Consider the following 25,570-nt stretch of genomic DNA (forward strand, 5'->3'; position numbering starts at 1 on the left):
ACGATTTCATAAACACTCTCGCAGATTTCTTATAATATCTGCATAACCTGCAAAATCTGCATGAGAACATCTTTATTAGTTTCCAGTAAATATTCTCTGAAAACAAATATAATTTAACATCAATCCCTGTCTTAAAAATTTTATTCTCAACGAAATAATTTTATTTTTGTTAGATGATGGAAACAGGATCACCATTTTTAGATACAATCTTTCTGCTCCGAAAAGAAGAATGCATTACGCTTTTCTCAGATTTACAGGAAATATCCACCAAAGAAGAGATAGAAGCAGGAGACTATTTTGAAACAGAGTTTGAAAAAGAAAGACTTGAATTTTTATCCGATCAGCTGTCTTGTCATAAAGAAACAGCAGTTTGGGCAGGAAAAGTTCTGTATCATAGTGCACAATTGTACCTGATCAGGGAGAATACAGAAAAGAATATAGAAAAACTGATTCCAAAATTTAAAGGAACAAGAAATATTTCTTCTATTTTATCTGCTGATCTGTCCTTGAGGTTTTTACCCCAGGTGATTGCTGCATTGAATGCCGTTGATCCTGTAGATACTCTGATTCCGGTGCTTGAAGATATTCTGACAATATTTCATTATTCGGGAGTAGGATACGATCTTGATCTTAAAAATGTAGACTGGAAAGAAGAATTGAAAGACAATACTTACAGAAAACTCTATCTGGAAAGGATTGTTGAAAAAAAAGATTATAAACTGGCGGAAATTCCGTTAATTAATAAACTGCTTGTGGCAGAATTCGGAATGCATAAAGACGCATTCTGGAGAGAATTAAAAATAATAACTGAAGAAAACCAATGACTCAGAATATCAATAAACTAAATACAGTCCTTAACTACGTAAAAGACACTTTCGTTGGTAAAAATGATGTGGTAGATCTGCTTGGAATCTGCCTTCTGGCCAGGGAAAACGCTTTTTTGTACGGACCTCCGGGCACTGCAAAATCGGCCATTGTAAGAACACTTGCCAAAACAGTAAAAGATGGAAAGAATTTTGAATATTTGTTAACCCGTTTCACAGAACCGAATGAGATATTCGGTCCTTTTGATATCAGAAAATTAAAAGAGGGAGAACTTCTTACCAATACGGAAGGAATGATGCCTGAAGCATCAATGGTCTTTCTGGATGAGATCTTCAATGCAAATTCAGCCATTTTGAATTCACTCCTGATGGCATTGAATGAAAAAATATTTAAAAGAGGAAAAGAAACCAAGCATTTACCTGCATTGATGTTTGTGGGTGCCAGTAATGTTCTTCCTGAAGATGAAGCTTTGAATGCATTATTTGACCGTTTTCTGGTAAGAATCAATGTAGATTATGTAAATCCTGACCTTTTGCAACAGGTACTTTTAGCCGGAAGAAAACTGGAAAATGAAGTGGATACGGAAATTCCGGAAATCCATGCCGATGAGATCAGGCAGCTTCAGGACCTGTGTAAAACAGTGGATCTTAAACCGATCTATGAAGTGTATCTGAATACCATTATGAGTCTTCGAAACACGGGAATTGCTATTTCAGACCGTAGAGCGGTGAAGCTGCAGAACCTTATTGCTGCGAGTGCTTTAATCTGCGGAAGAAATGAAGCTGTTCTTTCAGACCTTTGGATATTGAAACATATCTGGGATACAGAAGAGCAGATTGAAATTCTGGAAGGAATTATCAACAGAACGATTGAAAAAGATAATCATCCCGATTCTCATCCACAGGCAATGCAAAACAAAACACCCAATCCGGAGGAAGTGATGAAAGATGTAAAAATCCTTGTGGATAAATGGAATGACGGAATGCTTAGCTTCGAAGAACAGAATGTGATTAAAGACAAGCTGAGATATCTGCAGACCCGTTGCGACTGGATCAGAAATCCGGAACAAAAACAGTATATCCAGCAAGAAATTGAAAGCTTATGGCAGAAGATCCTTCAAAGCATATAAAAGAATTCTGGGCAGAACTTCCCCGTGCCGATGAAGATTTTCTGGGCTCCATAAGAGATTGGAAAAACATTCAGATTGCAGTGGAGGAAGAGACAATTTGGCTGAAAGGTTTCACGGATGAGCAGTCTGTATCCTCAGAAATTCACCAGCTTCCGGATTTTATTCTGTACGAACTACGTGATGGTCTTTTATTCAGGAGAGAAGCTTTGGTTCCTAGCAAAAAGAAGAGAACAGCGTTACTTTGGACCTCCATAGATAAAGCGTTGCGCCTCAGTTTTCCGGCTTCGAACCAGAATTATTTCGGGGTTAGCGGGAATGTTCATATTCAATTAAAAGAAAGCAATGAAGAACAACCCGTAATTGCTTTGCTGAGTACCATATCTGAAATCAAAGAAAGTATTGCAGCACTGCCCAAATTTAAACTTGAAAAAATAAAATGGATCATTATAGGTGATAAAGCCCTGTTTCTGGGAACTCCATTATTGAGCCTTCCCGGGAAAACATACTGGTCTAAAGACGGCCATTTACTGCCTGCAGGTCTGGATTTTGAGTTTAAAAATGTAAGTAAACTGTTACAACAGAAGTATAATAGCGAGTCGGAAGGGTGGCTTTTATGGGATGAAAAAGGAAACTGCCTTTCAGTAAAAAGTGCAGATTTCCGTCCGTTATCCGTAAGCTCGTTCCGTCTTACAGAAAAATCAAAAGAATGGAATTAAAGGTCTATTTCCAATCCTATGAAAATTATTTCTGGGAGTGGAAAACCGATGAAGATGTTCCCGGCGATATCGGTTATCATGATTATAATCTCCTCTCGGTTCCGGGAGTGGGAGCAATTGCGTACAGACCTTATATAATGGAGATTCTGAGAGAACTTCAGCCCCAGGGATGGCCTCCGTTCGGGGCTTTGCTTATGGTTTTATATGCGATGCAGGACGGATATATTGATTTTGCAGGACCTTTGAAACGGACCGCAGATTTTTACAGCATGGGGAATTTTGAATTCAATGCAGAAAAACCAATTGAATTTCTCGAAAAAATAAAATCACTTCCCAAAATATATAAACAGAAGCAGAATAAGATGATATTGCTTCAGACATTGTTCAGGAACGGGCACAACAGTGTGTCTTCTCTTGTTGCCGATGCAAATTTAAGAACCTATTATAAAAGACCATATGAACTAGCTGCCAGCGCTGAAAAACAACATTCCGGACCTTCTGCCCTAAACCGGGATTTGAGTGCTTTGGATCTGAATGAAAAGTTTCCTACCGTTCAATCTATCATCGATGCAATGAAAGGATTTATCAATGAACCTGAGCTGGATGATGAAGTAATACAGGAAGAAGCCACGGCAGATACCGATAAAGATTTTATCAAAGAATTAATTGAAGAACCAAAGACATTCCAGGTAGGAAGCCTTATCAAAAGAATCTGGAGCGGCCTTAAAATTCCGATGCGCCATCTTTCTCCCGGAGAACAGCCTATTGGGGGAATTTCCGATATGACCAATAAAGGAGACTTTAACAGAATGCTTCTTTCCGAATTTGCGAATGAAGATGAGGTTTTCATGAATCGGGTAGCGAATAATGAAGCTCTCTATATTCAAAGAGAGATTCCGCCTGAAGAAAATATTTTTGAGAGAATCATCCTGATTGATACTTCCCTGAGAAACTGGGGAGCCCCGAAGGTACTGGCTTTTGCATCCGCAATTGCTGTTATCAAGCATCCGAAAGCCCACTCTGAATGTAAAGTATTTGCTTTGGGGCAGACAGCTGTTCCCATTTCTCTTAATAAAGTGGAAGAAGTTGTGGAAAATCTTAATCAGGTGAGTCCGGTTCTGGAAGTTTCAGAAGCGCTGGAAAAGTTTTTCAATGAACAGCATACAGAAAAAGATATTGAAGTTTTCTTTATTACTCATCAGGAAAATTTGAATGATGCAAAAGTTCTGAAAGTAGTTCATGAGAACAGAGATCAGCTAAAATTTCTTGTGACTACTGCTTCAGATGGAGAAATTAATTTTTATAAACATCATAAAGGAGCAAGAAAACATATTCAGAAAATAAAACTTCCGCTGCAGGAGTTGTGGGCAAATCCGCCACAGCAAAAGAAAACGGTTACTCAAATTAACGGAAAGAAAACAGATCTTCCGCAAAATTACCCGATTTTATTTCCGACACCGGTTAATAAGATTGCACAGTTTTTATACGAAGGAGAATTCTTCATCCTGAGTTCAAAAAAGCAGCTGTTGAAAACTTACCTTTCGGATAATTATTACGACAGACATTCTTACGATTATTATAAAACATATCATGGCTGTGAGGTTTTATTTGAGAATATCTCCATAAAACCCCGAGGTCAGTTTGCTCTGGCAAAGAATAGGCAGCAGCATTTTGTACTGTGCCAGTATCAGCCGGATAAAAAGCTGATTTCAAAAATAAACCTTAATACAAAAGAATATTCCGAACTGAATCTTACGGGGATGAGTATTCCATCTTTCTATGAATTGATCTACTTTGGAAAAAACTTTTATCTGCATCAACCTGAACATCCGACTCATTATAAAATCAATATTGATGGAAATATTTCGCTGGAACCTATTTCCGGCAAAGACAAAGAGATTGAAAAAAATAATACCAAGGCAGAAGCAGAAGTTGCCAAACTGAAAGGAAGCGGTCTGAGAGTCATCAATAATTTTAATAAGATCGGGATTAATCAGTATGGAAATCTTGTCATTTCCGGAAACGAATTGTACAGTTCATCAGAAAACCAGCTGGATTTTTCTAAAAATGAATATGATGTTAAAATCTTTTCCGAACAGAATAAAAATAAATTTACATTCCCGGACGGAAGCGAAATTATCACAGATTCTCGTGGAATGCTAACTTTCAGGAGCAGTAACAAAAGTATTGAAGAATTTTTTATCCCTTCCACATTAGGAGGATATCTTTCTCTGGCAACTTATACGGAATTCGGAGGATCAGAATATTATCTTCCGGAACATGCTCTTTTGAAAGTAAAAACGATGGATGATATGTATGACCGGTTTTTAAAAGCATTTATAGAACAGATCTTAGATTATGGAGCTTAGAATTAAACCTTTCCCCAAAAATAACTATCCTAAAAAAGGACTTTTGATCAAAAGTTCCTCACCTGTGGCATGGCTTCAGGAAATGGAAACACTGGGAATCGATCTGAGTGAGGTAAGAGCTTATGCCATTCCGGAAAATGCTCCTAATGTGCTGTACGGATGTCTTCTTGTTTTTAAAGATCATGCTCCACAGGATATAGGTAAGAATGCATACTTTCAATGTGTGGATGACAGGCTTTTCATTCCTGAAAATACTACGTTTTATCCTAAGATCAATCCTGAAGACTGGCAGCAGCTTGATTCCCATTTCATGATTATGCATCCCGAATTCGGATTGGTGAAATTGGCTGAAGAAATAGACTGGCTCTCATTGATTCAGAAACCCGGAACCATTGATGAAATCATCAGAAAACCATCGAATGGCGTTTCTATTCCTTATAAAATAGAAAGCTATACGGTTGAAATGGATGATGAAAAGGTAATGGAAGCATTACAGCACAAACAAACCGAAGAAGAATGGATCAACAATCTGCCTTTTGACCTTAAAAAGGTGATGGCCGGTAATAAAAAAGAAATTGAAAAATACTTAAAATACATTGAAAAATATCCTGAAAGAGCCATAGATCTTGGGGTTTCTTTAGATGTAATGGGTACATCGAGAGGTGATGGTTTTGGGAAATTTAGCTGGCTGGAAGCACTGTTTGGGGCAAACTCCAATGATAAGCCTGAAAGTAGAGGAACTAAAAATTTCCGCAGGGTATTCTGGGCGGTTATTATTATTGCAATAGTTTTAAAAATTGCATTGCCATCAGATAAAAATGTATCAGAACAGGAAGAAACAGGAACTTCCTCAGGAACCATTGTGACTGATGCAGAAAAAGCACCTGCCGATATGCTTGCTTTCCAATCCGGGACTTCTGAGATTGATCTGAAAATTGATTCAATGTATCACCAGCAAAGAAAAGGACTGTCTAAAGAACTGATCAACGCCGGAATTATAGAATCCAAAACCAAAGAAGCTAAAGAAAATTATAAAAAAGCGGGAGGAAGAGATGTTGGAGAAATAGGAAAAGACGTTGAAAAACTTGTCAACAAAGAAAAACAGAGTAGGGATTCGCTTAAAACAATTTATACAAAGAGAATTAAAAAACAGGTTGAACAGAAAACCGAAAAGCTGAGACGTAAAATTTCGGATTCCCTGAAACAATATACCAAAGGAAAACCTGTAAACGGAGATGTTGTCAAATATCTTTTAAAGAAAAGACAGGTACTGATGGAAGACTCGCTGGGAAAACTGTATGGTACCATAGATATTGTAGATCCTTCAACATCTATTAACAGAGCCAAAGTAAAGGGCATTGGTACAGAGGGAACCCCTCTGGAGAAAAAAGCTCCGGTTTCAGATATTCTGTATATGGTAATACTTATGATTGCCGGGGTAGGGCTTTATTCCTTCCTCTTTAAAAATAAATCATTGAATCTTGGCGGGGACAATGTTCCGTCATGGGTAAAGATCCTTTTAATAGGAATACTCGTGGTGATGCTGGTGTATCTGTTCTATCCGCTGGTGAAAATGTTTGGCTATAACTGGTTTGTATGGGTTCTCGTGATCTGTGTTATGCTGCTGCTATACCGTCTGTTCAGGGATGATAAAACCATTTTAAACTCAGATGATGATGAATAAACAGAAATTTATAGACAAGTTTATGGCCGCTTTTGTGTTGCTGGTCATGTTTAAGATCATCGGAATCGTTGCTCAGCTGTTCCATGAAAGCTTCTGGAGCGTGATGGGAACACTGGCTATATTTTTAGTGGTGGCTTTTATCATTCTTCTCGTCATCACCTCTTTAAAAGATAAAGAACAAAATAACAGAAATGCAGGAGGAAAAAGAGGTGCAGGTTCCGGAAATTTCTATCTGGAAACTTCACTTTTTGACAAAATTCGAAATAAATATGAAGAACTTGCCGACCAGTACATTGCCAAAAAAGAATATAAAAAGGCTGCCAAAGTATATATGAATTTGCTTCAGGATAATTACAGAGGAGCAAAAACACTGGAAGAAGGAGGGTTTTATAATGAAGCAGCCGTGGTTTACCTAAAAAAATTAAAGAACAAATCTGATGCAGCAATTTGTTATGAAAAAGCTAAACAATATAAAAAGGCTATTGATCTTTACAAAGAGATGGAGCAGAAGGAGAAAGTAGGAGACCTTTACAAAGAAATCAATGATCTTAAAAATGCCCATACTTATTACCAGATAGTGGCAGACGATTATGTTACCAATAATCAGATGGTAAAAGCTTCATTGGTTTATCGTAAAAAAATGGAGAAAACCGATGCCGCCCAGGAAGTTTTATTGAAAGGCTGGAAAGAAGATAAAGATGCATTCAACTGTTTGAATAATTACTTTGCTAATATTTTTGATGTTAAAAAACTGGAAACCGAGATTCAGAATTTATATCACAATGTTCCGGACCATAAGAAGATCACCTATCTGGAAGCTCTTAAGCATGAATTTAAAAAAGATCCGAAACTTCAGAATACAACCAGAAGCATAGCTTATGAAATCATTGCCGAAAAAGTAGGAACCCGTTCAGAAATTGTAAATGAACTGAAACACTTCAATCCCAATGATGAGGTAATTCTGAAAGATATTTCAAGATTTAAGACGGGAAGGAATAAGATGTTCAGAAATTAAAGGATAGAAAATAAAATGGACAATACAGCCAAATACCTTCATTTTAAATATGACAATAAAAATCCCTTTGAAATTGTACAGGAAATGATATCAAAAGGAAAGTTACCGTTATATGCAATAAAAGATATTAAAGAAAAATTTCCGGCATTTTCATTAATGGAAGCAAAAGAAGTTGTTGCCATAGCAACTTCAGAATATAAAAGCCTTTATGATTATCAGGGAGACTTGTTCAAACAACTTGAAAAATTTGATGGAGAAACAGAATAAAAACTTTGCATTTAAAATACATACAAACTCCTATTTTTATTACCCTGGATTGCTAGAATTATAAAATAATAACAAAAAAGATTTATCTTTGCCCCAGAAAATTATGACAATACAAAGAGCACATATCAATGCAGAACTATGCGAAAGCCCTTCAATAAAGGGGTTATTCGGGTATGATGAGGTGATATGGAATGAGGCGAAATGTGCTGACTTTGGAAATTATTTACTATAAACTTGTAAAAAATTAATCAAAATACAACAGAAACGTCTCGAAAAATCGAGGCGTTTTTTGTTTTTTAGGTCAGAAATTATTTAGAATGAAAAAAAATAACCATAAACATGAAAATTTTTTAATGAACAATGAAACTTTAATACGATAAAATAGAGTGATAAGCAACCCGGTGAGAGACAGTCATTTAGGTATTTAAGATATCCGCAAAATATTGCGGACAGTAATTCTCTATTCTGAAGTAAAGGCATAACTTATTGATTTTCAATAATTTAATTTTAAAATTTATTTGCGGGTTTCAAAAATTCATATTTACTTTGCAACCGAAAATTGAAAGCAACAGATTTCAGGATTCAACAAAAAATAATTTAAAAACAAACAAAAAATAAAATGAAACAATTTCATAACATATTCAATCAATATTCAAGACTATTCGGACAGGAGCCGACAGGAGTATGGTGTGTTCTTGAAAGTGGAATTGTGGATAAAAGGTGCTTATATACGTGGGTCAGCTAATGATCTCTTACGTTAAAATATATGAAGCGCCTCCCGAAAAGAGGCGCTTTTTTTATGGTTTCTTTAGCTTATTTGGTAAAGCGCCGGTCTGTGGAACCGGAGAACAGGGTTCGATTCCCGGAGATACCCAAAATATAAAATCTCATAGCTCAATTGGTTAGAGCACCGGTCTTTTAAACCGGGGGTTGAAAGTTCAAATCTTTCTGGGGTTACAAAATCGGTTCCGTAGCTCAATTGGATAGAGCATGGGTTTTCTAAACCCAGGGTTAGAGGTTCGAGCCCTCTCGGAATCACAAAAGGTTCATGGAAATTTTCAGATCCGGCTGTCTCCCGGAAAAGAAACAGAAGTGAACCCCAAAGCTGGAAAGATAACGGTGGTTGTTTACCCGTCTTGGACGCGGGAGGTCGCAAGTTCGAATCTTGCTTTCCAGACAGAAAAATGAATAAGTTAATGGTGAATCTTGCTTCGCAGGTGAATTTGAAAATTAACAGAAAAGCAGATTGCCATTTACTATTCATCAGTTAAAATGATTTCGTAGCTCAAGTGGTTAGAGTGTCGGTCTGATACACCGAAGGTTGAAGGTTCGAGTCCTTCCGGAATTACAATGATTTTGTAGCTCAACGGTAGAGCACCGGTCTGTTAAACCGGAAGTTGAAAGTTCGAATCTTTCCAGAATCGCAGATAACTAAATGTTAATTGTTTCAGGAGAAAAAGTAAAAGTTTGTCAAGAGCAGAAGATCTTTAGACCAAACACGAAAAATACAGACAGACTTTTTCTGATCTCTCCAAAAAGCAGTTAAAATTAAAAAATATCATTTATAAATCTGATGGTTCGCCGAAGCGGAAGAGTCGGGGCGGTCTGCAAAACCGTTGTGTAAACTGAGTGGGTTTGAATCCCATAGCCATCTCAATAAAAGAGATCAGATATTAGGAAAGAAATAATATCAATCTTATAAAATATCCTTTATTAAGAAAAGAAAAGTCTGTTGAGCGCAGAAGATCTTAGTCAATATAAAATATAGACAGGCTTTTTCTTTTTTAAAGAAGTAAATGAGAAATCGGATGAATCACTGATCACTCATGAAATCTGGAAGTACGCCGAAGTTGGAGAGTCGGGGCAGACTGTAAATCTGTTGCTTATCGCTGAGTAGGTTCGAATCCTACTACTTCCACCCAACCACTGATAATGTAATGGCAGCATGCAGGAACTGTACTCTTGTTGTTTAGGTTCGATTCCTAGTCAGTGGATTAAATGCTCTATTCGTCTAATGGTGAGGACGTCTGCCTTTCGAGCAGAGAATAAGGGTTCGATTCCCTTATAGAGTACTGGATGTGAAGGACTGGTCAATATAGAATTGATAATAATACCATGAAAGTTCAGGTTTTTAAAAAAAATTGGCCAGTTATCATTCCCACAAAAAAAGAAGAAAAGAGAAAAGGCCTGTCAAGAGCAGAAGATCTTTAGCCAAATGAAATATAGACAGCCTTTTTCTTTCTGGAAAAAATAGAAATAAACAATGAGTGCAGTATGATGACTTATTGATCAGTTAAAATTAGGAAACGAGAAAGGTTTGTCAAGCGCAGAAGATCTTTACAAACACTAGCAGGCATAGTTTATAAATAGACAGAGCTTTCTCAAACCTGATAAATAATAAGCAGTGTGTAATTACTGACTACGAATTATTCATTACTTATCAAAAAGCCTGCGGGAATGGTGGAATGGTAGACACACTTGATTTAGGATCAAGCAGCTGGGGGTTCGAATCCCTCTTCCCGTACCAAAATATAAATGATAATTAATAAGCAATGAGTAATCACTGTAAAGGAGGAATGGTCATATTATTCATTACCAGTTACTCATTTATAAAACAAGGAAGAGTGGTGTACAGGGTGTTGCACGCTAGTCTGAAAAACTAGAGGTACAGGTTCAATTCCTGTCTGTTCCGCAAAAAAACATGAATGATAAGTAATATAATGGGGCATTTTTAATACCTGACACGTTTTTAATATTACCCATTACTTATTACTCATTATCAATAATTCATAGTGTAATTGGCAGCACCCAAGATTTTGATTCTTGTAGTTTAGGTTCGAGTCCTAATGAATTAACAGCATTTACTCTGATAGTGTAATGGCAGCATCTCAGTCTCCAAAACTGATGGTATAGGTTCGAGTCCTGTTCAGAGTGCAAAAGATGAATACTCAATAGTGAATTTTACTTTTCAGATGAATTTTAAAAATTGACAGTAAAACGGATTGACGATTCATGAGCAGATTAATTTAAAACAAAATTTAAATATGTAGAAAAAATGGAAACGCAACAACAAACATGGCAGAATATGAATGGAAAAATCTTCCAACATTCTATCACACAGCTGGTAGAAGAAGCCATCATCCGCGAACAGGCAAACGGACACCGTCTGAAAGTATGTGTGGGATCAGACTCCCATGTATACGGAGATGCCATTAATTATGCTACGGCAGTAGTTTTTATTCGTGAGGGAAAAGGAGCGTTTACCTTTATTAGAAAAGAAAGAGAGATACAGAGCATCAGTATCAAAGAGCGAATGCTGAACGAGGTGAACAAATCCGTAGAAATTGCATACGCAATCTGCTCTGTGTTGGATACCTATGGGGTGGAAATGGAGGTACACGCAGACATTAATACCGATCCCGATTTCAAATCCAATGTCGCATTAAAAGATGCAATGGGATACATTCTGGGAATGGGATATGTGTTTAAAGCAAAACCTTTTGCATTCGCAAGTTCCAACTGTGCTGATATGATGGTGTAACCTTATTAAATTAATTATAGAATATAATTTTTAGAAATAGCAATAAATGCTTTAAACCATGGAAATGACAAAAAGACTATTGTTTCTGGATGATATAAGATACCCTGTTGAAGCGTATCATTATACCAAACAAGACGTTTTTCTCAGAAGCAGCTGGCATATCGTTCGGAATTACGAACAGTTTGTTAACTGGATATTGGAAAAAGGGCTTCCGGAAATGATCTCTTTTGACCATGACCTTGCTGATGAGCATTATCTCAAACAAAATTCTCAGGAATTTGTTGAAAAAACAGGATATGATTGTGCGAAATGGCTGATAGAATATTGTATGGACAACCATTTGGACTTGCCAAAATTCTACTGCCATTCCATGAATCCTGTAGGAAAAGAAAATATTCTAACTCTTTTAGAAAATTTTGAAAAATTGTAATGGACATTTTTAGATACATTCAGGATATAAAGACTCACCTGAAACTCACATTTGATCATGTGGATGGGTGGTTCGAAAAAGATAAGAGCATATTGAATTATCAGCCTTCAAATGGAGGGTGGACAATTCAGCAGATTTTAGAGCATATTTATCTTACCAACTTTTACTTGCTGATCCTCATTGAAAAAGGCTGCGTAAAAGCAATGAAGAATTCTTTACATCTTGAGCTGGAATCTGAAATAAAAAATTACAATTTCAATAAAGAAAAATTTGATAAAGTAGGAGAATATGGCGCTTTTGAATGGATAAGACCAGAACATATGGAACCGAAAGGAGAATTGAGCCCGGATAATATCAGACGTTTAATTACTCAACAATCTCTTACATGTTTAGATTATCTGGAAATAATGAAAAATGGGGAAGGTCTTTTGTATAAAACTACAATGACGGTTAATGAGCTGGGGAAAATTAATGTATATGAATATATTTATTTTCTTTCACTCCATGCCCAAAGACATCTTACCCAGATGATGAAAAATGAATCAGAAACTATTAAAAACTAAAACGAAATGATTTTCAAAACATATAATTCAATAGAAAATGCTTACCAGGCCCGCGTGATCGAACAGATCAGAATGCAGGGCTTTGGGGATGAGGTTTTCATTGTGCAGGAGAAGGTTCACGGGGCTAATTTCTCTTTCTTTACCGATGGAAAGGAGATTAAGATCGCGAAAAGAACTGCTTTCATCGGAAGTGATGAAAAATTTTTCAATGCTCATCAGATTTTGGAACGCTACAGAAAAAATGTAATTGATGTGTTCCGAAAAGTGAAAACCATTTACCCGGATGTTGAAACGGTAGTCATCTACGGCGAATTGTTCGGTGGCGGTTACAGTCATAAAGATGTAGAACCGGTAAAAGGAGCGGTAAGAGTGCAGAAAGGTATTGATTATGCCCCTTACAACGAATTTTATGGTTTCGATATTAAGTTGAACGGAATTACTTACCTGGATACAGAAGTAGTCAATCAGATTTTTGAGACGACTGGATTTTTCTATGCAAGAATCCTGTTTCAGGGAACTTTAGAAGAAACCTTGAGATTTCCTAATGTTTTCAACTCAAAGATTCCGGCCTGGCTGGGACTTCCCGAAATGAATAATATGTGTGAAGGTACTATTATTAAAACCCTGAAGACCAGATATTTTGGAAATGGGGCAAGAGTCATTCTGAAAAATAAGAATGAAAAGTGGATCGAAAAATCCAAAATGGTTAAAAAGCAGACTAAAACTACCCAGAAACCCGTTATTTTCAGCGAAACAGCTCAGAATATATGGGAAGAAATCCAGACATACATTACTGTAAACCGTCTGAATAATGTGGTGAGCAAAATTGGTGAATTCGAACCCAGAATGATAGGGAAAGTTATTGGCCTTTTTGCACAGGATATTTTAGAGGATTTTGAGAAAGATTTCCCGGCAGCTTTTGCAGGTATTGAAAAAGAAGAGCAAAAAAGGATCAACAAAAAGTTGAATTCTTTAGTAATTGATTTTATAAAAGAAGAGTTGATGACTCTTAAAGTGTAGTTTCGGTATTTTTTACCGAAACTTTTTTATGTATTAAAGATTTTGTAGTTCAGTCTGCTTAAACAGCTTTGTTAAAAAATAAACAATTAAAAAAATGAAACCCAATATATTTTTCACCGCAGACCATCATTTTGGTCATGAGAATATTATAAAATTTTCCGAAAGACCTTTTGAATCATTAGATCAAATGAATGAAGAACTGATTAAAAGATGGAATGAAAAAGTCCAGCCCGGAGATACAGTTTACCATTTAGGAGATTTTAGCTTAGGAAAACCGGATTTTACAAAAGAAACTTTAAACCAGCTCAACGGTAATATCCATCTGATCAAAGGAAACCATGAAGGTGCGGCATTAACTTATCCCAAGCGGTTTGCTTCCATCAGAGATTATCATGAACTGAGAATCGATGAACCGGACAGTAATAACGGGAAACAGAAAATCATTCTTTTCCACTACGCTATGCGTACCTGGAATGGTTCGCACCGTGGTGTATGGCAATTATACGGGCACTCTCACGGAACGTTATCGGATGATGAAATGGCACTAAGCTTTGATGTAGGAGTAGATTGCCACAACTTTTATCCCGTCTCTTACGAAGAGGTCAAAGAAATTATGAAAAGGAAAAAATGGACACCGCCGTTTAGCCCGAGATCATAATTGAGAAGATAGAAGAACAGAAGAAAGATAGTGAAAACGAAGATCTTCTTTAATTTTCAATAACAAAAATCATGAAAACAACTAATGAAATAATTATCATCGATTTAGAAGCTACATGTTGGGAAAACGATAGAATTCCCATCGGGCAGAAAGTCGATATTATAGAAATAGGGATTTGCAAATTAAACCTTATATCCAAAGCAATTTCCCAGAAACAAAGCATTTATGTCATTCCTGAAAGATCAGAAATCAACAGATTTTGTACAAAGCTTACAGGAATAACGCCGCAGCTGATAGAAGAAAAAGGGATCTATTTTGAAGAAGCCTGTGAAATGATCAGAGATGAATACCATTCAGAACCGCTTACCTGGGCCGGATACGGAAATTTTGACGGCGAGCAGGTCATTGAACAATGTGACTGGCTGGGAATAAGAAATCCATTTTCAGAAAATTATATGAATGTGATGTATGAATTCAAAAGACATTTCAGACTGCATAAGTCAATAGGACTCAAAAGAGCGCTTGATCATCTCAAGTTAGATTTTGAAGGAACTCATCACAGCGGGGCAGATGATGCCTACAATACAGCGAGGATCTTAAGTAAGATTCTGTAAATAGTAATCAGGCTGGAAGACCGAAGCTGGGACTGGAGGTAAATTAGACACAATGAAAACTTCCATCTTCCCACATCCATCTTCCATCCTTTAACAATTAAATTTTAAACAAGTGAAAACAACAGAAAATATATTAATAGTAGACCTTGAAGCAACATGCTGGGACAATCGGCCGCCAAGAGGCCAGGAAAGTGAGATTATTGAGATCGGAGTTTGCATCATGAATGCAAAAACCGGTAAGATCTCTAAAAATGAAGGAATTTTAGTTAAACCCCAATATTCAAAAGTAAGCCCGTTCTGTACGGAACTTACAACGCTTACACAGAATATGCTGGATAGCGAAGGAATCATGCTGGATGATGCATTTGATATCCTTAGAGCAGAATATGATTCCGAAGAATTGACCTGGGCAAGTTATGGCAATTACGATCTGAACATGCTCCAAAACCAGGCTCGAAGATTCTACACAGATTATCCGATGAGTGATGATCACATCAATGTAAAGACCTTATTTGGAGAAATTCATCCAACCATCAGAAAAAGTGTGGGGATGAACAGAGCTTTAGGTGAATTGGGATTCACGCTGGAAGGTACACACCACAGAGGAGTGGATGATGCCAAAAATATTGCAAAGATTCTGCATTGGTGCATTCAGAATTATTAAACCTCTTGAAAAAGGATAAATAAATCAGAAAAGAAGACCGTCTCAAAGCTTGAGACGGTCTTTATTTTGTTAAATGACTGATCTTTCTACTTATAAAATCAAAAAGTTCCGGTGGAATAGAATGTCCCATTCCATCAATTAAAATCAATTCTGAGCCGGGAATGGTATCTGCAATATCTCTTCCGCAGTCCGGATGAAAAATGAGATCATCTGTTCCATGAATAACTAAAGTTGGAGCTGTTATTTTTTTTAGGATTTCCGGATCATATTGAAAAGAACCCATAGCCAGGAGCTGTCTGATAATACCGCCTTTAGTTTTTGAACGTTTAAGCTCCTGTTCAATAAAAGAAATTTCCAATTGTGGATCAAATAAGTATCCGGTTCCTGAAATTTTTTCTGCAAACACTAATCTTTCCGCGAAATATCCTTCTCGGTTATGTGCAGGATCAACCGGCGGTTTAGTCATCATTGTCATAATTTCAGGATTAGGCTGGGGAAGGGCAGGATTTAATGATGTTGACATAATGATCGCCAGCGTAATCACTCTTTCCGGATAATAACAGCCCAGCAGCTGAGCAATTATTCCACCCATGGAACGGCCGGCAAAATGAGCCTTTTCAATTTGTAAATGATTCAATAAGCCGATAACATCATTCGCCATATCCATTAATGAATATGGAATATCTTCTTTCGTGATTGCAGCAAATGTTTCTTCAATATTTTTACCAGCCGGGATCTCCTTTTGAGAATAAAAAACAGAACTGCCGGAATCTCTGTTATCAAATCGGATAACCCTGAACCCATTTTTTACCAATAACTGACAGAATGAAAGATCCCAGCGGATCATCTGACTTCCCAATCCGGAAATCAACACAATATCTTTGTAGTTTTCTTCACCTAATATTTCATAGCATAAATCTGCATTGCCAACTTTAATTGTTTTCATCTCAATTTTTTATACTAAATAAATACTTCCTCCAGAGGAAGAAGCCTTGAATCTTCTATTGCAGCAATTCTATGACCTGTAATCTTCATATAAGCATCATTTTGTTCAAAGCTGAAAAAATCATTCACGCTTTTTTGTCTGATCAAAAGGCAGAGATCCCAATATTCATTTTCAGGACCTATCAGAAAACGGTCTCCTTTTCCTATGAACAGAATTTCTCCGCCGCTTGCCTGTAAAAACGGTTCCGCTTCCCTGATGTAAGTAAAATAAGCATCACGGCCACTGATTTTCTCAGAAGGTTCCAGATCAGGATGTTCGGAATAATCTGCCTCTTGTCTGAATCTGATCAGATTCATGTTAATGATGGATCCCTGAATATTTTTCATGAAAAGATGCTTCCCGGCTTCAAAATCTGGAGATAAATAGGATTTTGTTTTCATTTTAATACAATTCAGACTTAATTTTCGAGATTACAATTTCCTCTGCTTTTGAGATTTCCTGCCTGTAATTTATATATTGATTTTCCTGAAGAGGGATAATGACAGCGAATTCAAAAATAAATGCTTCACTGCCATATTCCTTCCATTCTTTTTGTAACTGAGACTGAGTGAACATACCGCCGTTTAACAAAAATTTCATCTTATTGGTCAATGCTTCAAGATTCAGAGAACCCTGGATATATTCTTTACCGTTTACTTTATTTTTTACGGAAAGTACTCCCATCGTTATCGGATGATCTTTTGCTTTTTCCCGAAGCTGTTTCTTTAATGTATTCTTCATAATATTACTGTATATTTCCTCCCAGTTCAAATAACAATTCACTTACAGCCCGTAAGGATTTGTTCTTTTTAGGAGAAAGAATTTCTTTTGTGATATTTTCAGCACTTAGCTGAGCTTCTTCAAATATTTTCTTACCACTGGAAGTAATGACAACGTAACTTACACGGGCATCTCTTTCATTCGTTTCCCTTGTCACCAGCCCGATTTTTTCCAACGGATTCAATAGCCTTGTGACTCCGGAAGCTGTAAGCCCGATCTTTTCGGCAAGATCAATTCTCCGCATTTTATTTTCAGCAGAGCTGCTGAGAATATAGAGTATAACAAAATCATTGAATCCAAGGCCATGTGCGCTCAAAGAATCAAACTTCCGTGCAATTACAGATTGCAGTTTATTAATGTTGATTAAAAATAATAATTCAGTGCTAATCATTGAAAAGTATTTGAGTTGTCAAGTATTTTTATTGTGCAAATATATAAAATTTAATGAATTACAATTCCTGTTTTATTATTTTAATTAAAATTAACTTATTCACATGAAGAAAAAAAAGTATTTTTAGTCATAGTCCAGCCAAAAAATAATCATTAGAAATAGGGCGAAATGCTAAAATACCGTATTTACAGCTACTTTTTTAATATATATCTTTAAACAGGGAATTGTTTTAGCGTTGTTAAGTAACGTGATAGTGGTTGTTTCATTAACTTAATATTTGTTAAAAAATTCACATTTTGGGGATAATTTACTGTCTGTCAGTCATTTTTTTTTATTTTAGCGATAAGAATGAATTTATGCTTATTGATGAAGGGTTTAATACCATATATTTAAACTATGCAACCAGGGAAACTATTCCTTTTCTTAAAAAGCTTACACCAAGAGATAAAAAAGAAGTCGTTGTTCTTTTGAAAAAGCGTATCAATAAAAAATGGAGACGCAATACCATCTTTGTGTTGGCTGCTTCAGCCTGCTGTAAAACACAGAATGAATATGAAAGAATGAGCCCGGGATATTACTATGTACGAGCTGACTCTGCCGACAGACTGTTTGCATCCTATATTTTCGAATCGATTGGAAAATTTTATTCTTTTTTTAATTATTTATTGAATTTTTATCATAGTGTTTATATTAATAATCTGATCCGGATTTTATCCACAGCTCCCAGTTTTTCGGGATTTGCTTTGACAGAAAAATATAATAAAATATTGTTACGTTTTGTATTTCAGTGTGATATGATCAATAAGGTTACGTTCCTTTATGCATGGATAAAGTTAGGATTGTCATTTCAATCGGTGCGGTATTTATTCATGTCTCGGAGACTGTTTAATAAAAATAAAACATTCTATGGTATAACTTTTGAAGTCCTAATAAACAAGGCAGTTTCGGAGGATTTTGAAGATGGAAAACAAGGAATGATAATTGGTAAAAAAAACAGTTTTGGCTGGGCACCAGTCCAGCGATTTATAACCGGGATATCATTTCGTATTAATGTGATTACCCATTATAATATTGCTTATAGAAAGCTGCTGATCCCCATTCTTTCAGCGGTTGAGAAACGGTTTTTTAACCTCAAAAAGCTATTAGAGCTTTATGATGAACTGTTAAACCTGAACAGAGCCTTGCCGGGCAAAACTGTCCTGGGATTGTTAAAAGAATGGAAAAAAGAGAATAACCTGAAAAAAATTATACATCAAATTAAAAGCACATGAAAGAAAGACTTTATGAGATCCTTAATGAGGAGAAAGTACATGAGATTATTCCTTTTCTGAAACAACTTACTGTAGAAGAAAGAAAAACATTGGTGCCATCCATTAAAAAAATGGATCGTGAGATCAGTAAAATAGTAATGACTAAAAATTCCTACCATACGGCAGGATCTGTAAGCCAGCATTCGATTATTGATATTGCATCGTTTGTCTGTATGGACAAAAAGAATTTTGGTAAAAATTATTGGAGCATTTTCCGGAACCAGGAACAGACAGAACAGATCCTGGAATGGGGATGTCCCGATTGGTTCTCAGATTTTATCAATGAATCCATAGAAGCTGAATTTACAGCTTTTAATTATCAGGATATTTTGGGATGGACTGAAAAAGGGTATGTAAAACCTAAACCTGAATTACTTGGATATCATCTGAGTAATCACCCTGCTGATCTGGATCATCATCCTGAAACTCTAAATACTCATTTCTGGTATTTGTGTGAATATCCTTCCAAATCATTACCCTTCCGCAAAGAATGGTTCCCCTTAGTGCAAAAGCTGATCGCAGAGCAAAAAATTGAAAGAAAAAGATTTCTGAGAGAATGTCTTCTGGCCTCCAACAGAAACTTCAATAAAAATGTAACAGGTTGGTTTATGGATGCATTTACTTTATTAAAACCAACAGAAGATGAACTTATAGCCCTTCAGGACCAACTCCTGGCCGGATTAGATTCCAGCCAATCGAAGGCGGTTAATACCATTCTATCACATCTGAAAAAGATAGTAGGAAATCCGGCGTTTAAAAATGATGAGTTTTCACATTACCTCCCGAACCTTTTGAGCTCGGAAGTAAAAACAGTGGTGGTTTCAAGTTTAGTCCTGACAGAAAAGATATTCCAGAAAAAAAGACTTGATCCTGAAATGCTGGGCATGGCTTTAAGTTCGGCATTTGTAAGTAAAGATGACAGTATCCAGTCTAAAGCAGCGAAGATCATTCTTAAATATATCCCGGCTTCTGAAAATATCATAGAAGCACTTTCTCATTATTCAGATAACATTCTGACTAATGTACGTCCTCTTTTGTCAAAATATATAGTAGAAAAACAGCAGGAGCTGGAAAATATATCTTCCGAAAAATTATTTTTGACCACGGAAGAAAATGAAGTTCAGGTGCTCAACAGCTTCGAAGATCTCATGTTCTTCCTGCCTTTAGCAATAGAAGATCCATACAGTTATCATTGTGATATTGCCCTGACAGGATTTATCCGTTTTGCCAATACAGTAGATGGAGAATCTGTAAAACTGATTGAGCCTGTATTCCAGAAAGCCTGTAAGACCATTGCTAAATGGGAAGTACCTTATCTGAATGTTTTGCTATGTAATCTGATTATTAATTACGGATTGAACCTGATGGAAAAATATCCGGTTCAGCTTAGAAATCTGGAAAAGATATATAAAAGGACCTGTGAAGATGAAGCAACAAGGGAAGCTTATTCAAACTATAAGAAAAAGCTGGGACCAATGGATGAGGTGGGGACAGATTGTGCGGCACAGCTGGCCTTTAAAGAAATTGCGATCTATATTGATCAGAAAATAAGGAAGAATGATGATATTCCATTGTTGTTTACGATCACTCATTCACCTTGCTGGATTTCTCCTGTCACTTTAGTTGAAAGATTGGAGATCTATCAGAATAAAAACATAGAACCTCATCATCTGGATGTTCAACTGGCACTGCAGCGTTGTGCTTTAGACCATACATCAGAAGCCTTGAAGCTGGCCGAAGAAAGACTAAAAGGGGAGTATAAGGAACTTTTACTTTTCTTTTTTGGTAAAAATATAAGACCGGAAGGAAAATTTGAGCATCCTTCATGGTGGATAACGGCAGGAATTACGCGTTCTCCGGAAACTATTTTTGAAGAATTCAGCGGATTGGGGTACAACAATATCCCATCAGAATTTTTTACAGGAAATTATAAGTGGAAAACTATAGACAGTAAGAAAAGCTCCTATTACCCGGTTGAGCTGAATATTACTATTCCAAAATATCATCTTGAAAAAAGAAAAGAACCTTTGTTTCTGGAGTACTTTGTTGCCGAGCAGAAAGATCTTTCTGAAATACCTGCTTTGATGTTGTGTTTCCCAAATACTCCAGCGAATGCACTGGCAAAAGTGATCAGATATTGCCTGTTTTACTCCGGTCTTGCTGAAGTTTACGAGCGAAACCTGGTTTTGAAGACCTCGCAGGCACTCTATCAGATCAAAAAGCCTCTTGACGAAATCGGATATCTGTTTTTAGGTACTCTCTTTTTGGATGGAGATAAAACAATTCGTGGTACTGCTGCTGAAATGTGGCTGGAGCATGTTTCTTATCAAATTATGGATAATGCGCGGCTAGGAAGAGTAATCGGACTTCACGAAAAGCTGGAATGGGCGCCTGTTAAAAGATTAACAGACCTTATGCAGCACCATATGCTCAATATCAGCAAAAATCATAATACAGCATTGGAAGAATTGATCTACAATATTGTACTTCAAATGGATAAACCGGTTACCAATCTGAAAAAGATTCTGGAAATCTATCATGAAGTACTGGCTTTAAACCAGTCTGAAGCCAATAAAGAAGTTTTAGAAAAACTCAACAACTGGAAAGAAAACTCGAGCCTGAAAAAAATCTGCAATCTTCTTCTAAAAAAATAAATTTATGGAAGATACGCTTATTTACAACTACTCAAAGTCGTCCTCTTTGGTTAAGAAGGATACTCTTGAAGAACTGTTTCTTGCTAAATATAGTGAGATACATAAAAATACCGATGCTCCCTGCTTTTTCTGGGGAAATGTGGGACAGCCTTTTATTTTGGCAAGATGCCTGATTACACTTTCCAATATTGTGAAGTCCAGTTTTAATCTTTCTCCTTTTCAGATGGCACTACTTAAAGATCCGATTGTAACTGCAGGAAATGGAATGCTGCGATTTGAAGGATTTTCTCACTGTGCAGGCGTATATGCGAGGATTGACGTTCTGCCGGATGCTCTCGAAGGAGAATTCCTGGAAAACGGGACCACAAATGTAGACTTTAACCAGCCTATGATAACGGCACTGGGAAGCATTCGTCCAAGTGAGAAAATTATGTTGTCTGTAGGCGAAAAAGAAGTTGGATTATACAGAGAAGATCATAAACTGATAGAGAGAAAAGTCCCATTACCGTTAAAATGGATTAAAGGTCTTGGAACCGTTCAGATCTACTTATCCGAGTCTGAAAAGCAGCATTGCTTTAATAAGATTCAGACACAACAATTGTTTCGGGGGATGCCAAAAGGTGTAATAAAATCAGATTACTATCTGATTGTAAGAGGAAACAAACCCGTGTTTTCCCCAGTGAAATCAACAGATGCGGTTTGTATAGGAGGGCTACACAGACTTCGCCTGCTGGAACCATTGCTTCCTTATATAGATTCTATGAAGGTTTTTTCACATATCAATAAGCAATCTACAACATGGCAGCTTTATATGGGAAATATCAGATTCAGTTTTTCTTTATCAAGAGAAAGCTGGAGAGGATTTTCGGGAGAAGGTGCGGTGCTTGAGAGTTTAACGTCTGAAGTTTCTGATGAATGGATTGATGCTCTTGATAAATATGCTTACGCAAATCAATCCTTCAATTCAACAATGCTGGCAGTGGAAGAAAATATAAGTCTGACTAAAGCGAATAATCTTACAGGAAGACTCGCCGCAATAGGATTATTAGGCTATGACCTTGATGAGAACCAATTTTTCTACCGAAGGCTTCCATTTAAGCTGAACCGTATTCTGGAGCTGAATCCCAGAATGAGAAATGCTGAGAAATTGTTAGAAGCCGGAAAGGTTGAGATACTAAACAGCAGTAAAGAAAGAACCGAAGCCAGAGTGGAAGGAACCGGAGTACATCATACGGTAATTATTGAAGAAGATAAAGAACGTTGTACCTGCGAATGGTTCTGTAAATATCAGGGAGAAAGAGGACCATGTAAACATCTGCTGGCAGTAAAGAAACTTATCAATAATTAATAGAATTGTTATAAAGGAAAAGACTCCGGGTGTTTTCTCACAGATCAGACAGATTAAGCAGATCTTGATAACAATCTGCTTAATCTGGAAAATCAGTGTGAACTCATACATCACATTTTATTTCTAAGAAACTTTCATTTGCATACTTTTCGGTATCTTACTTTCTGTTGATCCATTCTTCATAAGAAAGCACCCCAAGTTCCGGTTGGCCATCTCCCTCCAGTATTGAAATAAATTCCAGCTGATTTCCGTCCGGATCATTAAAATAAATAGCCAGCGCAGGCATCCACGCGAAAACCATGGGCTGAACACTGCCGTCTTTCAAAAAATTGTATGGTTTTAAATTTTTCTTCTCTAAAAATTCGACAGAATAATTTAAGATATCTTCTTTATTGCTGGAAAAAGCAAAATGTCGGGTTTGAAGATTCTCTTTCTGCTCCCATAAACCTAACATAAACTCTTTACCTTCACCAATCCATAAAAATACGATAGGTCTGGTTTCGTCTCTGTGAGCTAGCTTTAATCCTAATACTTCCGTGTAAAACTTTAGTGAGTTTTCCAGATCACTTACCTGAATATGGGTTTCATATAATCCTTTAATCATAGCTTAATTTTTAGTCCAGACAAATCTAGGAAAGGAATATGTAAAACCCCGGAATTGCTGATTTCTTTATTAAAAATGAATGATAGAAGGATTTTATAATTAAGAACTAAAAGGTCTTTAAAAATTAAAACTATTTTTCAGCTTGATTGAATTCTGCTGAGTGGGGCTTTAGCCCGCCCTATAAAATCCCTTTTCTCTGGCTTTAGCCAAAACTTATATTAAATGTATTTTCAAAGTCACATGAAACTTTTCGAATAAAAAATCAAAGAAAAATATTCTACGCAAAAAGATTGCGCAATACTGTTTTTACTTTGCATCAGAAATCAGAGAGGAAGTATCAATCCTTCCAATGTTTAACATAAAAAACAGTAACCATGAAATTTAATTTTTTAAGAAAAGAGAATAAAGTAGTAATCAACTACGAAGGTGAAAAAGCTTATATGCTTACCCCTGCAGAAGAATTATATAGTGCTGTTGTTACAACAGGACTGTCAGATACCACCTATGAAAAAGGAAATGACAGACTGGAAAGAATCCAGGCTCTGATCAAAAAAAATGATCCGGAATTCGTAGCAAAACTTGCTGTGTATGCCAGAAAAGATATGTATTTACGTTCTATCCCGTTGGTATTAACTACAGAACTGGCAAAACAGGTTTCCGGAACTGATCTGGTGAGCAGAACAGTGGATGGTGTTATTCAGAGAGCTGACGAAATTACAGAACTGCTGGCCTGCTATCAAATGGCCAACGAAAGAACTGAAACTAAAAAGCTGAACAGATTGTCAAAACAAGTTCAGAAAGGTTTAATGAAATCCTTTAATAAATTTGATGAATATCAGTTCGCAAAATACAACAGAAAGGCAGAAGTAACACTAAAAGATGCTTTATTTCTGGTTCATCCTAAAGCAAAAGATGAAAATCAGCAGGCAGTTTTCAACAAAATTGCTAATGATACACTAGAAACTCCTTATACATGGGAAGTAGAGCTTTCCGTTCTGGGACAGACACCGTTTGCTGATGAGAATGAAAGAAAACTTGCCTTCAAAAATAAATGGGAAGAACTGATTTTCAGTAATAAACTAGGGTATATGGCAACATTACGAAACCTTAGAAATATTATTGAAGCAGGAGTTTCATCCGATGCCATGAATAAAGTATGCAGATATCTTTCTGATGAAAGAGCAGTAGCTAATTCAAAACAACTTCCATTCAGGTTTTTGGCAGCTTATAGAGAATTAAAAACCATAGATTCTCCTTATTTGTCTTCTATTCTGGAAGCTCTGGAAGAGGCAATTGTGGCGAGTGCTAAAAATGTCAAAGGCTTTGATTTTGATACCTCTGTGGTTATTGCTGCCGATGTTTCAGGATCTATGCAGCAGCCGGTTTCTAAAAAAAGTAAAGTATTACTATATGATATTGGTTTGTTGATGTCTATGATTTTACAGTCAAAATGTAAAAATGTGGTCACAGGTATCTTTGGTGACCGCTGGTTAAGAGTTCCAATGCCGAAAAGCGGTATTTTGAGGAATGTAGATGCATTCTACAAGCGGGAAGGAGAAGCAGGTTATTCTACCAATGGTTACCTGGTGATTGAAGATCTGATCAGAAGAGGAGTGAAAGTGGATAAAATAATGCTGTTTACCGATACTCAGATGTGGAACAGTTCAGGAACCAAAAACTCCTTTGAAGACTCATGGAAGAGATACAAAGCGATGGCTCCTCATGCAAAACTGTATATTTTTGATCTGGCAGGTTACGGCAGACAGCCGCTCGATGTCAAAAAAAATGATGTATACCTTATTGCAGGATGGTCTGATAAAATTTTTGATGTACTGAACGCATTAGAAGACAGAAAGTCCGCAGTTGAAATGATACAAAAAGTAGTGCTGTAAAAGGCACTGCTTTTGAAAATAAAAACGAATAACCATTAATTTTTAGAAGCTTAATCCTGCTTTCCACTATATCTTTTTCGCCTGTCCTTTTTATAAGGCCCATTCAGAAAA

At 36.5% G+C, this 25,570-nt stretch carries 24 protein-coding genes and 11 tRNA genes; 30 read left to right on the top strand and 5 right to left on the bottom strand.

Annotation, left to right across the window (positions count from 1 at the left end):
• Nucleotides 1-173 precede the first annotated feature (173 nt).
• From F3J23_RS17120 to F3J23_RS17245, 26 genes are all read left to right on the top strand, one after another.
• Nucleotides 174-824 (top strand): hypothetical protein, encoded by a 651-nt coding sequence (locus F3J23_RS17120; protein WP_228455368.1) that lies wholly within the window; start codon nucleotides 174-176, stop codon nucleotides 822-824.
• On the top strand, nucleotides 821-1,954 hold the full coding sequence (locus F3J23_RS17125; RefSeq protein ID WP_167031771.1) for an AAA family ATPase: 1,134 nt from the start codon (nucleotides 821-823) through the stop codon (nucleotides 1,952-1,954). The genes F3J23_RS17120 and F3J23_RS17125 overlap by 4 nt, the downstream gene beginning before the upstream one ends.
• Entirely contained in the window at nucleotides 1,927-2,670 is a 744-nt protein-coding gene (locus F3J23_RS17130) for a hypothetical protein (RefSeq protein ID WP_167031774.1), read from the top strand. The genes F3J23_RS17125 and F3J23_RS17130 overlap by 28 nt, the downstream gene beginning before the upstream one ends.
• The gene (locus F3J23_RS17135; RefSeq protein ID WP_167031777.1) at nucleotides 2,661-5,039 is read left to right on the top strand and encodes a hypothetical protein; all 2,379 of its coding nucleotides are present in this window, start codon (nucleotides 2,661-2,663) and stop codon (nucleotides 5,037-5,039) included. The genes F3J23_RS17130 and F3J23_RS17135 overlap by 10 nt, the downstream gene beginning before the upstream one ends.
• Nucleotides 5,029-6,723, top strand: coding sequence for an APC family permease (locus F3J23_RS17140; RefSeq protein WP_167031780.1), 1,695 nt, complete (start codon nucleotides 5,029-5,031; stop codon nucleotides 6,721-6,723). Before F3J23_RS17135 ends, F3J23_RS17140 begins: the two co-directional genes overlap by 11 nt.
• Entirely contained in the window at nucleotides 6,710-7,738 is a 1,029-nt protein-coding gene (locus tag F3J23_RS17145; protein WP_228455369.1) for a soluble NSF attachment family protein, read from the top strand. The genes F3J23_RS17140 and F3J23_RS17145 overlap by 14 nt, the downstream gene beginning before the upstream one ends.
• 15 nt (nucleotides 7,739-7,753) lie before the next feature.
• Nucleotides 7,754-8,005 (top strand): hypothetical protein, encoded by a 252-nt coding sequence (locus F3J23_RS17150; protein ID WP_167031783.1) that lies wholly within the window; start codon nucleotides 7,754-7,756, stop codon nucleotides 8,003-8,005.
• 103 nt (nucleotides 8,006-8,108) lie between these two features.
• Nucleotides 8,109-8,237 carry a penicillin-binding protein gene (locus F3J23_RS17155; protein ID WP_167031786.1) on the top strand — a complete coding sequence of 43 codons (129 nt, stop codon included), beginning with the start codon at nucleotides 8,109-8,111 and terminating at the stop codon, nucleotides 8,235-8,237.
• Nucleotides 8,238-8,812: 575 nt separating this feature from the next.
• A tRNA-His gene (locus F3J23_RS17160) sits at nucleotides 8,813-8,880 on the top strand.
• Between the two features lie 8 nt (nucleotides 8,881-8,888).
• Nucleotides 8,889-8,962, top strand: a tRNA-Lys gene (locus tag F3J23_RS17165).
• A 7-nt stretch (nucleotides 8,963-8,969) separates the two neighbouring features.
• A tRNA-Arg gene (locus F3J23_RS17170) sits at nucleotides 8,970-9,043 on the top strand.
• A gap of 67 nt (nucleotides 9,044-9,110) precedes the next feature.
• Nucleotides 9,111-9,182 (top strand) — tRNA-Pro (locus tag F3J23_RS17175).
• Between the two features lie 97 nt (nucleotides 9,183-9,279).
• A tRNA-Ile gene (locus F3J23_RS17180) sits at nucleotides 9,280-9,353 on the top strand.
• Nucleotides 9,354-9,357: 4 nt separating this feature from the next.
• Nucleotides 9,358-9,429: transfer RNA gene (locus tag F3J23_RS17185), tRNA-Asn, on the top strand.
• Nucleotides 9,430-9,840: 411 nt separating this feature from the next.
• Nucleotides 9,841-9,923, top strand: a tRNA-Tyr gene (locus F3J23_RS17190).
• A gap of 82 nt (nucleotides 9,924-10,005) precedes the next feature.
• A tRNA-Glu gene (locus tag F3J23_RS17195) sits at nucleotides 10,006-10,077 on the top strand.
• 379 nt (nucleotides 10,078-10,456) lie between these two features.
• Nucleotides 10,457-10,532, top strand: a tRNA-Leu gene (locus F3J23_RS17200).
• Nucleotides 10,533-10,623: 91 nt separating this feature from the next.
• Nucleotides 10,624-10,697, top strand: a tRNA-Phe gene (locus F3J23_RS17205).
• 171 nt (nucleotides 10,698-10,868) lie between these two features.
• A tRNA-Trp gene (locus F3J23_RS17210) sits at nucleotides 10,869-10,939 on the top strand.
• Nucleotides 10,940-11,060: 121 nt separating this feature from the next.
• Nucleotides 11,061-11,546, top strand: a complete 486-nt coding sequence (locus tag F3J23_RS17215; RefSeq protein ID WP_047428299.1) for a ribonuclease H-like YkuK family protein — start codon at nucleotides 11,061-11,063, stop codon at nucleotides 11,544-11,546.
• 64 nt (nucleotides 11,547-11,610) lie between these two features.
• Nucleotides 11,611-11,976, top strand: coding sequence for a cyclic-phosphate processing receiver domain-containing protein (locus F3J23_RS17220; protein WP_410498059.1), 366 nt, complete (start codon nucleotides 11,611-11,613; stop codon nucleotides 11,974-11,976).
• Nucleotides 11,976-12,539, top strand: a complete 564-nt coding sequence (locus F3J23_RS17225; RefSeq protein ID WP_167031792.1) for a DinB family protein — start codon at nucleotides 11,976-11,978, stop codon at nucleotides 12,537-12,539. Before F3J23_RS17220 ends, F3J23_RS17225 begins: the two co-directional genes overlap by 1 nt.
• A 6-nt stretch (nucleotides 12,540-12,545) precedes the next feature.
• Nucleotides 12,546-13,559, top strand: coding sequence for an RNA ligase, Rnl2 family (locus F3J23_RS17230; protein WP_167031794.1), 1,014 nt, complete (start codon nucleotides 12,546-12,548; stop codon nucleotides 13,557-13,559).
• Nucleotides 13,560-13,653: 94 nt separating this feature from the next.
• A complete protein-coding gene (locus F3J23_RS17235) occupies nucleotides 13,654-14,217 on the top strand; it encodes a metallophosphoesterase (protein WP_167031797.1) in 564 nt (187 codons plus the stop codon).
• 71 nt (nucleotides 14,218-14,288) lie between these two features.
• Complete coding sequence (locus F3J23_RS17240; RefSeq protein ID WP_167031800.1) at nucleotides 14,289-14,831, top strand: 3'-5' exonuclease; 543 nt, start codon at nucleotides 14,289-14,291, stop codon at nucleotides 14,829-14,831.
• A gap of 112 nt (nucleotides 14,832-14,943) precedes the next feature.
• Nucleotides 14,944-15,495 carry an exonuclease domain-containing protein gene (locus tag F3J23_RS17245; protein WP_167031803.1) on the top strand — a complete coding sequence of 184 codons (552 nt, stop codon included), beginning with the start codon at nucleotides 14,944-14,946 and terminating at the stop codon, nucleotides 15,493-15,495.
• A 61-nt stretch (nucleotides 15,496-15,556) separates the two neighbouring features.
• On the opposite strand, the gene F3J23_RS17250 is transcribed toward F3J23_RS17245, so the two are convergent.
• The 4 genes from F3J23_RS17250 to F3J23_RS17265 are packed head-to-tail and all read right to left on the bottom strand — an operon-like array spanning nucleotide 15,557 to nucleotide 17,651.
• Entirely contained in the window at nucleotides 15,557-16,441 is an 885-nt protein-coding gene (locus F3J23_RS17250; RefSeq protein WP_167031806.1) for an alpha/beta fold hydrolase, read from the bottom strand.
• A gap of 14 nt (nucleotides 16,442-16,455) precedes the next feature.
• Complete coding sequence (locus F3J23_RS17255; protein WP_167031809.1) at nucleotides 16,456-16,881, bottom strand: DUF1330 domain-containing protein; 426 nt, start codon at nucleotides 16,879-16,881, stop codon at nucleotides 16,456-16,458.
• Between the two features lies 1 nt (nucleotide 16,882).
• The gene (locus F3J23_RS17260; protein ID WP_167031812.1) at nucleotides 16,883-17,221 is read right to left on the bottom strand and encodes a GIY-YIG nuclease family protein; all 339 of its coding nucleotides are present in this window, start codon (nucleotides 17,219-17,221) and stop codon (nucleotides 16,883-16,885) included.
• 4 nt (nucleotides 17,222-17,225) lie between these two features.
• Nucleotides 17,226-17,651, bottom strand: coding sequence for a MarR family winged helix-turn-helix transcriptional regulator (locus F3J23_RS17265; protein ID WP_167031815.1), 426 nt, complete (start codon nucleotides 17,649-17,651; stop codon nucleotides 17,226-17,228).
• A gap of 356 nt (nucleotides 17,652-18,007) precedes the next feature.
• Here F3J23_RS17265 and F3J23_RS17270 point away from each other — a divergent pair, with 356 nt between their 5' ends.
• Genes F3J23_RS17270 through F3J23_RS17280 form a run of 3 tightly spaced genes read left to right on the top strand, consistent with a single transcriptional unit; the run spans nucleotide 18,008 to nucleotide 22,963 of the window.
• The gene (locus tag F3J23_RS17270; RefSeq protein WP_167031818.1) at nucleotides 18,008-18,922 is read left to right on the top strand and encodes a DUF6493 family protein; all 915 of its coding nucleotides are present in this window, start codon (nucleotides 18,008-18,010) and stop codon (nucleotides 18,920-18,922) included.
• A complete protein-coding gene (locus F3J23_RS17275) occupies nucleotides 18,919-21,615 on the top strand; it encodes a DUF6493 family protein (RefSeq protein WP_167031821.1) in 2,697 nt (898 codons plus the stop codon). Before F3J23_RS17270 ends, F3J23_RS17275 begins: the two co-directional genes overlap by 4 nt.
• 4 nt (nucleotides 21,616-21,619) lie before the next feature.
• Nucleotides 21,620-22,963: an SWIM zinc finger family protein gene (locus tag F3J23_RS17280; RefSeq protein ID WP_167031824.1), complete on the top strand. Its 1,344-nt coding sequence runs from the start codon at nucleotides 21,620-21,622 to the stop codon at nucleotides 22,961-22,963.
• Between the two features lie 157 nt (nucleotides 22,964-23,120).
• On the opposite strand, the gene F3J23_RS17285 is transcribed toward F3J23_RS17280, so the two are convergent.
• Nucleotides 23,121-23,567, bottom strand: coding sequence for a VOC family protein (locus F3J23_RS17285; RefSeq protein ID WP_167031827.1), 447 nt, complete (start codon nucleotides 23,565-23,567; stop codon nucleotides 23,121-23,123).
• Nucleotides 23,568-23,941: 374 nt separating this feature from the next.
• Here F3J23_RS17285 and F3J23_RS17290 point away from each other — a divergent pair, with 374 nt between their 5' ends.
• The gene (locus F3J23_RS17290; RefSeq protein WP_167031830.1) at nucleotides 23,942-25,459 is read left to right on the top strand and encodes a TROVE domain-containing protein; all 1,518 of its coding nucleotides are present in this window, start codon (nucleotides 23,942-23,944) and stop codon (nucleotides 25,457-25,459) included.
• Nucleotides 25,460-25,570: the final 111 nt, after the last annotated feature.

Source organism: Chryseobacterium sp. Tr-659, assembly GCF_011752975.1.
Lineage (GTDB): Bacteria > Bacteroidota > Bacteroidia > Flavobacteriales > Weeksellaceae > Chryseobacterium.